The organism is Xanthomonas sp. SHU 166 (assembly GCF_000364685.1).
In the GTDB taxonomy this organism is placed as follows: domain Bacteria; phylum Pseudomonadota; class Gammaproteobacteria; order Xanthomonadales; family Xanthomonadaceae; genus Xanthomonas_A; species Xanthomonas_A sontii.
Genome location: NZ_AQOJ01000371.1, coordinates 1 through 9,020, shown reverse-complemented (window position 1 = coordinate 9,020; position 9,020 = coordinate 1). Strand labels below are relative to the sequence as shown.

Here is a 9,020-nt window from a genome sequence, read left to right as displayed (position 1 = left end):
CTCCGGTGTGGCGGCACTCTCGAAACCGGCGAAGTCGTCGGCGCTGGCCTGGCTGCCGGCCTCGGCCACCAGCAGCGGCAGATCCAGGTTGGCGGCGTCGCCGTGCGGGTCCACCGCCAGCACCAGCAGGTCGCAGTCGTCGCGCACGAATTCGAAGATGTCCTCGATCGCGGCCTGCTGCGCGTCGCTGCGCAGCAGGATGTCGAAGCCCAGGTAGCAGGCCTCAGGATCCAGGTCCGGCAGCGCCGGCACGCGCTCGTGGCGGGTGCGCACCGCTTCCAGGCTGCCGAGGCTGCGCAGGCAGCGGATCAGGTGCAGCGGCGAGTTGCCGAAGCGCAGCGCATCGGTGAACAACTGCAGCGAGATCCGCCAGTAGCCGGTCTGCGCCGGCGCCGCGGGCGTTGCGGCGGCGCTGGCCTTCGCGGCCGGCGCGGCAGCAGGGTGCAGGTAGGTCTGCAGGCGTTCCAGCAGCGGCGCACCCTCGCTGGCCAGCGTGGCTTCGTCGGCCTCGGCGCCGGCGGCCGCTTCCACCAGGGTGCGGATGTGGTCGCAGCAGGCCAGCATCAGTTGGATCAGTTCCGAATCCAGCGCGACGGCCTGCTCGCGCACCAGGTCCAGCACGCTCTCCACCACATGGGTGAAGCCGACCAGTTGCGCCAGATCGAACAGGCCGCCGGAGCCCTTGATGGTATGGGCGGCGCGGAAGATCGCGTTGACCGCGTCGGGACCGGCTTCGCCGCGCTCGGCTTCCAGCAGGTTGCGTTCCATGTCCTCGAGCAGGTCGCGGCTCTCGGCGATGAAGGTCTGCAGCAATTGATCCATGTTCATGTTGTGCTGCCGATTAGTGAAGAGTGTCGTCGCCGACGCGCTCGAACGCGTCGCCCAGGCCGAGCAGGTCCAGCGCGTCGCCGACCGCCTTGGTGCAGCCCTCGAGCTGGAATGGCCGTCCCAGCGCGCGCAGCGCGGCCTGGGTGGCCAGCAGCAGTTGCACGCCGGTGGCGTCGATGTCGTTCACCGCCTGCACCTGCAGGCGCAGGCCGCCGGGATGCTCCAGCGCGGGCAGCAGCAGCGGCTTCAGTTCGGCCGCATGGCGGATGGTCATGTCGCCGTCCACGATCAACTGCAGCGGCGGATCCTGTTCGTCGGGGGGCGTCGAGCGCATGGCGGGTCTCCGGCAGTGGCGAGTGGAAAGCCGGCGCCACGCCGTGAAGGGCGTGTGCAGGCCTGGGTACCAGCGATATCGGCGCGGACGGGAAATATTTAGAGATATTTAGCCCGCGTGAAGCATTTGTCTCGCAGGCCGCACGCGAGCCTGAGTGGTTCAGACCGGTGCCAGGACGCGGATCCCATAACCGCGCCGGTGCGGTCGGTCCTTACGTTTCTGCATGCGCCGTGCCAGTCGCGGCAACGGGGAAGGCGTCAAAAAGCCGCGCCATCCGTGCGACGTGGCGGCGGTCTTCACGTGAAGACCGCTGCAGGCCAGGGAACACAGTGGCGCGAGCGCCCATACGCCACCGAACGTTGTGGCGGTCGAGGCGGGGGCGGGGCAGAGCGGTGTAGGTCGCGGCAGCCGGCCGCGTGCGGGAGCCGACGCGGGCGGACGCGCCCGCGTCGCTCAGCGTGGCGACAGCGCGGTCAGCAGGCCGCGCGCGGCATTGAAGCGGTCGGCCGCTTCCGGCAGCGGCAGCTTGAGCTTCAGCTTGTCCGGGCCATCCATCGCATACAGCTTGGGCTGCTTCTGGATCATTTGGATGATGGTCATCGGATCCACGTTGGGCTTGGCCTCGAACACCAGGCGCCCGCCGTGCTCGCCCAGTTCCAGCTTGCGGATGCCCAGCACGTTGGCCTGCAGCTTCAGTTCGGCGATCGCGAACAGGTGCTTCACCGGATCCGGCAGCAGGCCGAAGCGGTCGATCATCTCCACCTGCAGTTCGCGCAGGCCGTCGCTGTCGCGGGCGCTGGAGATGCGCTTGTACAGGGTCAGGCGGGTATGCACGTCGGGCAGGTAGTCGTCGGGGATCAGCGCGGGCACATGCAGTTCCACCTCGGCGCCGCGCGCCTCCTCGCCGGCATCCAGGTCCGGCAGCTTGCCCTGGCGGATGCTGCGCACCGCGCGTTCCAGCAGTTCGGTGTACAGGCTGAAACCGACCTCGGCCATCTGCCCGCTCTGGTCCTCGCCCAGCAGTTCGCCGGCGCCGCGGATCTCCAGATCGTGGGTGGCCAGGGTGAAGCCGGCGCCCAGTTCGTCCATCGAGGCGATGGCGTCCAGCCGCTTCTGCGCATCGGGGGTGATGCTGCGCCGGTCCGGCACTAGCAGGTAGGCGTAGGCGCGATGGTGCGAACGGCCGACGCGGCCGCGCAACTGGTGCAGCTGCGCCAGGCCGAAGCGGTCGGCGCGGTTGATGACGATGGTGTTGGCGTTGGGGATGTCGATGCCCGATTCGATGATCGTGGTCGACAGCAGCACGTTGAAGCGCTGCTTCTGGAAATCCAGCATCACCTTTTCCAGCTCGCGCTCGGGCATCTGCCCGTGGGCGATGCCGATGCGCGCCTCCGGCACCAGCTCGCTCAGCTCGCGCTGCATGCGGCCGATGCTCTCCACGTCGTTGTGCAGGAAGTACAGCTGGCCGCCGCGCGCCAGTTCGCGCTGGAAGGCTTCGCGCAACAGCGCGTTGTCCCACTGGGTGACGAAGGTCTGCACCGCCAGCCGGTTCGGCGGCGGCGTGGCGATGATCGACAGGTCGCGCAGGCCGGCCATGGCCATGTTCAAGGTGCGCGGAATCGGCGTGGCGGTGAGGGTCAGCAGGTGCACGTTGGCGCGCAGCGCCTTCAGCGCTTCCTTCTGGCGCACGCCGAAGCGTTGCTCTTCGTCGACGATGACCATGCCCAGGTCCTTGAACTTCACGTCCGGCTGCAGCAGGCGATGGGTGCCGACGATCACATCGATGCTGCCGGCGGCGACCTTCTCCAGCTCGGCCTTGATCTCCTTGCTGCTCTTGAAGCGCGACAGCACCTCGACCTTGAGCGGGTAGTCGGCGAAGCGGTCGCGGAAGTTGCGGTAGTGCTGTTCGGCCAGCAGCGTGGTCGGCACCAGCACCGCTACCTGCTTGCCGGCGCTGGCCGCGGCGAAGGCCGCGCGCACCGCGACCTCGGTCTTGCCGAAGCCGACGTCGCCGCAGACCACGCGGTCCATCGGCTGGCTGCTGGCCAGGTCGCGCAAGGTGGCGTCGATCGCGGCCAACTGGTCGGGGGTTTCCTCGAACGGGAAGCCGGCGGCGAACGGCTCGTACATCGCCCGGTCCACCTGCAGCGCCAGTCCGGCACGGGCCTGGCGGCGCGCCTGGATCTCCAGCAGCTCCGCGGCCACGTCGCGCACCTTCTCGGCGGCCTTGCGCTTGGCCTTGGTCCATTGTTCGCCGCCCAGCGAATGCAGCGGCGCGGTCTCGGCCGAGGCGCCGGAGTAGCGGCTGATCAGGTGCAACTGCGCGACCGGCACGTATAGCCGGTCGCCCTTGGCGTATTCGATTTCCAGGAACTCGCCGGGCATGCCGCCGGCATCGAGCACGATCAGCCCACGGTAACGGCCGACGCCGTGGTCCTCGTGCACGATCGGCGCGCCCTCGGACAATTCGCCGAGGTCGCGGATGATCGCTTCCGGCTCGCGCCCCACACGCCGGCTGCGCCGCGGCTGGCTGGCACGCTCGGGGAACAACTGGCGCTCGGTCAGCACCGCGATGCGCGGCTCCTCCAGCGCGAAGCCGTCGTCGAGCGGCGCAACCGCGATGGCGAAACGTGCAGCAGAAAGCCCCTCTCCCTCCGGGAGAGGGGTTGGGGTGAGGGTCCGACCGCTAGTGGAGTTCGTCTGCGCAACCGTGGAACTTGCCGAAGCACCCGCCTTCTTCGTTCCCGCCCGCGCAGACGCCGCACCCTCATCCGGCGCTTCGCGCCACCTTCTCCTGGTGGGAGAAGGAACAAATGCCGCAAAGCTCGGCAGCACCTCCGGCTTCAACTCCACGGCCGCCAATACTTCCAGCAGCGCCTCGCGGCGGCCGGGCGAATCGGCGGCGATCAGCACCCGGCCCGGGTAGTGATCGAGGAAGCTCTTCAGCGCCGCGCCCGGCGCGGCGTCCTTGGCCGCCACCGGCAGCGGCGGCAGCGGCTGGTCGCCCAGCGCCTGCGCCTCGTCGATGCGCGGGTGGTCGGCGGCCCATACGTCGATGCGCGGCAGCCCGTTGAGGCGCTCGCGCAGCGCGTCCGGCGCCTGGTACAGCTCCTCCGGCGCCAGCAGCGGGCGCTCCACGTCGTGGCGGCGCTGCTCGTAGCGGGCCTGGGTCTGCGCCCAGAACGCATCGGCCGCGGCGCCCACGCCCGCGGCGATCAGCGGCAGCACGTGCTCGCCCAGATAATCGAACAGGGTGGCGGTGGCCTCGCGGGCGCCGCTGCTGCGGGTGTCCTGGAAGAACAGCGGCAGGTAGTACTCGATGCCCGACGGCGCCAGCCCGGCCTTCAGGTCCTGGTACAGCGCACTGCGCCGGGTGTCGACGTCGAAGCGTTCGCGCAGCGCGGTCAATACCCGCTCCACGCTGACGTCGTCCATCGGCACTTCGCGCCCGGGCAGCATGCGCACCGCCTGCACATGGTCCAGCGAGCGCTGCGATTCCGGGTCGAAGGCGCGGATCGAATCGATGTCCTCGTCCAGCAGTTCGATCCGCAGCGGCGCGTCGGTGCCCATCGGGTACACGTCGAGCAGGCCGCCGCGCACGGCGAAGTCGCCCGGGTCCATCACCTGCGGCACGTTGCGGTATCCAGCGCTTTCCAGTCGGCGCTTCTCCGCATCCAGGTCCAGGCGCTGGCCCACGCGCAGGTCGAAACTGCCGCCGACGATGTAGCGCAGCGGCGCCACCCGCTGCATCAGCGTCTGCACCGGCACCACCACGATGCCCTGGGTCAGCGTCGGCAGCCGGTGCAGCGCGGCCAGGCGCTGGCTGACGATGTCCGGGTGCGGACTGAACTGGTCGTAGGGCAGGGTTTCCCAGTCCGGGAACGGCACCACCGGCAGGCTCGGATCGTCGCCGAGCAGGCTGTGCAGGTCGGCTTCGAGCTGATGCGCGCTCTGGTTGTCGCGGGCGACCACCAGCAACGGCCCGCGGTGCGCGGACGCGGCGCAGGCGATGTGCCAGGCCAGAGCGGTGGAGGACGCGGGGGCGCGCCAGTGCGCGCGGAGCTGGCCGGACTTGGGCAGCGGCGGAACGGGGAAGGGAAGGGGCGGCATGGACCAACTAGTTTAGCAAGGTCGGGACCCGGGCCCGGGACCGGGGACACGTAAGAGCAGGAGCTGAAGCTGCCTGCGGAGCTCTGGCTTTTCCGGGTCCCGGGTCCCGGGTCTCGAGTTTTCAGCTGCCCAGTTCCAGCACCACCCGCACCAGGTCCGGATTGTCCGGATGCGGCATGCGCTGGAAGCCGAGCGACTCGGCCAGCTGCAGCATCGGCAGGTTGCGTTCGAGCACATCGCCGTAGAGCCGGTCCAGGTACTTGCGGCGTGCCCACTTGACCAGCTTGCGCATCAATTGCCGGCCCAGGCCCTGGCCGGAAACGAAACTGCTGACCAGGATCGCGTACTGCGCCTCGCGGGTGCCGGGGTTGATCGCGGCGCGCGCCACCGCACCGACCACCGCTTCGCCAGGCGGCAGCGGCTCGGCGGCGACCAGGATCAGTTCCGACTTCGGATTGGGATGGGTGAGGCGTTGCGCCATGTCCTCGGTCAGTTCCTGCGTCGAATGCAGGAAGCGCTCGCGGATCTCGGTCGGCCCGAGCAGGCCGAAGGCACCTTGCAGCGGCGCGCTGTCCTCCGGCCGGATCGGACGGATCAGCAGTTCGCGCCCACTGGGCAGGGTGAAGGTTTCATGCCACGGAGGCATGCGGTTGCGGGTAGCCATGGCCGTATGATCCTCGACGAAGCCTGGATTCTCGCATTACCAAAACCTTACGCCCGTGAACGCAGCGTCCTGCCGATGTGCCGTTCGGGTGGTCTTGCTAGAGTGGCGCTTCGTTCAAGGGAATGCGCGACGATGAAGACATCGCATGCCGTGGCCGTCTCCGCGGCGATCGGGCTGGGCCTGGCCGCGCTGCTGGTGGGGCTGCTGGTGGGCGGTGGCAGGTGGCTGCTGCGCGTGCAGCACCACGACACGCCGACCGCCACCGCCGCCGCTCCAGTCGCCGATGCGGAGCAACTGGCGACGCAGGCATTGGCTCCTTACCAGGCGCGCCTGCAGGCCACGCGCCGGCCGGTGCTTCAGGTGCAACTGCAGCCGATGACGCAGGACGATCGCCTGGCCAGCAAGGTCGGCGGGCGTCCCTATTGGACCGCGGACAGGCCGTATCCGCACGCGGCCGACGGCCAGCCGCTGGCGCTGCTGGCGCAGATCGATCTGGCGCGGATGCCGCCGCTGCCCGGCTACCCGCGCCAGGGCATGCTGCAGTTCTTCATCGGCGGCGACGACGACTTCTACGGGGCCAACTTCGGTGGTGCGCGCAGCGACCTGGCCGCGCTGAGCGAACAACGCAATTTCCGCGTGGTGTACTGGCCGCAGCCGAAGGCGTCGGCGCGGCAGGCCGAGGTGCCGTTGCCAGCGGCCGACACGTTGCCGTTCGATCCGGCGCGGCCGCGGGCGATGCGGTTCGACGCCGGCGAGGAAACCATCGGCAGCAGCGATGTGCGCTTCGAGCAGGTGCTGGGCAAGCCGCTGGAGGAGGTGGCCGCGGCCTATGCCAAGCGCCACGCGGTGTCGCAGGATGCGGTGGACGACGCGCTGTTCGATGCGCTGAGCCGTGGCGGCAACAAACTCGGCGGCTACCCGGAGTTCACCCAGCAAGACCCGCGAACCCTGCAGGACAAGCAGGTCCTGCTGCTGCAGTTGGACAGCGACGAGGAGATGATGTGGGGCGACAGCGGCGTCGCCAATTTCTTCATCGATCCGGACGACCTGCGGCGCGGCGATTTCAGCCGCATCGCCTACAACTGGGATTGCTTCTGAGCGCGCGCGTGCGCCGCCCCGAGCACCTCATGCCTCGCGCTTGAGCCACTCCAGGCGCGTGCTGGCACCGGCTTCGCCCAGGTGCGCCTTCAGCGGCGGCAGCGCCTGCGCCAGCGCCTGCTCGAACTGCCAGGGCGGATTGAGCAGCAACATGCCGCTGCCGTTGAGCCGCAGCGGCGAATCGTCCGGGCGCACCTGCAGTTCGGCGACCAGCGCCGAGGCCACCGGCAACGCCGCGGCTTTGCGGAAGAACGGCTGCAGGCTGCGCCGCTGCTTGATCGGATACCACACCGCGCACACCGCCTGCGGCCAGCGGCTCAGCGTTTCGCGCAGCGCGGCCACGATCAGCGGGTACTCGGCGTCCTGCGCTTCGTAGGGCGGATCGATCAGCACCAGCCCGCGGCCGATGCGGTTGGCCCCGGACTTCGGCGGCAGGAACGCCTTGATCGCCGCATAGCCATCGCCGGCATGCACCTGCACGCGGCGGTCGTGGGCGAACAACGTCTTGAGTTCGGCGGCTTCCTCGGGCTGCAGCTCGCAAGCGGCCAGCCGGTCCTGCGCGCGCAGCGCCTGCGCCACCAGCAGCGGCGAACCAGGGTAGGCGACCAGGGCACCGACCGGATTGTCGGCCTGCACCGCGCGCAGGTAGCGCTCCACCACGTCGGGCAGGGTCGGCTGGCCCATCAACCGCAGCACGCCGGCGGCGGCCTCGCCGGTCTTGCGCGCCTCGTTCGCCGCGAACAGATAGCGGCCGCGCCCGGCGTGGGTATCGAGCACGAAGAACGGGCTGTCCTTGCGCTTGAACGCATCGAGCAGCGCCAGCAGCACGATGTGCTTGAGGACATCGGCATGGTTGCCGGCGTGGAAGGCGTGGCGGTAATTCATCCGCTCAGTGTACGGGGCGCCACGCCGGCCGGCCACGCCTGCCGAGGTGCCGGGCAGGGCGGGTCCGCGGCCGCGGTACACTAGCCGCGCGACCGCTGGCGGCCGCACGGCGCCTGCCGGGCATGAGGCCGGAAGGTGTGGACGATGGGCCTGTGCATCCGGGCGCAGGCGTCGTCGGAGCGTTCGGGTGCGCAGTGCCGATACCGCGTGGGCGGCCGGCGGGTCCACGGTTCGCATGCTCATGTCTTCTCCCCTGTTGCTCGGTGTCCTGGCGTTGGCGCTGCCGTTCGCCGCCTGCGGCGCCTCCCGTGCCGAAGCCGCGCCCCCGGGCGCAGCGCAGGCTGCGGCGTTCGATGCGCTGATCGAGGATGTCGGTGCGCACGGCAAGGACATGGCCGCCGACGAGCAGGCCTACCGCGTCGCGCATGCGCGCCTGCAGGCGCTGCTGCCCGCCGGCGACCCAGTGCGGCGGGCGCGCCTGGACGCCTTCGACTGCCAGCATTTTCCGCAGGGCCCGGCCGCGGCGGTGGAGCAGGCGCGGCGCGGCGAGCGCGGCGCGATCGCGCGCGCCCATGTGCAGGTACGCCTGGAGTACCTGCTGTGCGAGACCTACGCGCTCTACAACGACGGCCAGCGCCCGGCCTATCTGCGGCCTGTCACCACGATCCTGGCGCTGACCGGTGCGCAGCGGTTCCCGCGCCTGCGCGCGGCGGCCCTGCGCATGCGCGCCTTCGCCGAGCGCGATGCCGGCCACTACGCCCAGTCGCTGCGTACCTTGCAGGAACTCCGCCGGCTCGACGAACAGCGCGATGGCGGCTGGGTCGCACTGCTGACCCTGATCGGCATCGCCGACGCCTACTTGGACATGGGCCTGCCGGACCTGTCGCACCAGGTCGTCGCCGAGGTCCTGCAGCGGGCCAGGCAGGGCGATGGCGGCTACATGCAGGCGCTGGCGGTGGAGCGCGAAGGCGCCATCGCCGAGCAGCGCGGCGATCTGCCGGCGGCGCTGGCCGCCTACCTGCGCGCGGCCGAGCTGCATGGCCGGCATCCGCTGGAGGGGTCGCAGGCGTCGCTGTTGCTGCGCGCGGCCCGGGTCAACGC

The 9,020-nt window shown here is 70.1% G+C and carries 7 protein-coding genes; 2 read left to right on the top strand and 5 right to left on the bottom strand.

All coding sequences use genetic code 11. From position 1 onward, the window contains the following. From D180_RS10465 to D180_RS10450, 4 genes are all read right to left on the bottom strand, one after another. Positions 1 to 828: Hpt domain-containing protein (locus D180_RS10465; RefSeq protein ID WP_017912752.1), on the bottom strand; the 828-nt coding region annotated here is incomplete at its 3' end. Positions 829 to 841: 13 nt separating this feature from the next. Then, positions 842 to 1,162, bottom strand: coding sequence for an STAS domain-containing protein (locus tag D180_RS10460; protein WP_017908422.1), 321 nt, complete (start codon positions 1,160 to 1,162; stop codon positions 842 to 844). 453 nt (positions 1,163 to 1,615) lie between these two features. Beyond that, positions 1,616 to 5,272: a transcription-repair coupling factor gene (mfd, locus tag D180_RS10455; protein WP_043090791.1), complete on the bottom strand. Its 3,657-nt coding sequence runs from the start codon at positions 5,270 to 5,272 to the stop codon at positions 1,616 to 1,618. Between the two features lie 121 nt (positions 5,273 to 5,393). Then, on the bottom strand, positions 5,394 to 5,936 hold the full coding sequence (locus D180_RS10450; protein ID WP_017912750.1) for a GNAT family N-acetyltransferase: 543 nt from the start codon (positions 5,934 to 5,936) through the stop codon (positions 5,394 to 5,396). Positions 5,937 to 6,068: 132 nt separating this feature from the next. Here D180_RS10450 and D180_RS10445 point away from each other — a divergent pair, with 132 nt between their 5' ends. Next, a complete protein-coding gene (locus D180_RS10445; protein ID WP_017912749.1) occupies positions 6,069 to 7,034 on the top strand; it encodes a YwqG family protein in 966 nt (321 codons plus the stop codon). 27 nt (positions 7,035 to 7,061) lie between these two features. Here D180_RS10445 and rlmJ read toward each other — a convergent pair whose 3' ends face one another. After that, the gene (rlmJ, locus tag D180_RS10440; RefSeq protein WP_017912748.1) at positions 7,062 to 7,919 is read right to left on the bottom strand and encodes a 23S rRNA (adenine(2030)-N(6))-methyltransferase RlmJ; all 858 of its coding nucleotides are present in this window, start codon (positions 7,917 to 7,919) and stop codon (positions 7,062 to 7,064) included. Between the two features lie 241 nt (positions 7,920 to 8,160). Here rlmJ and D180_RS10435 point away from each other — a divergent pair. After that, positions 8,161 to 9,020 (top strand): hypothetical protein (locus D180_RS10435; RefSeq protein ID WP_157835451.1); only part of this gene is annotated, 860 nt, incomplete at its 3' end.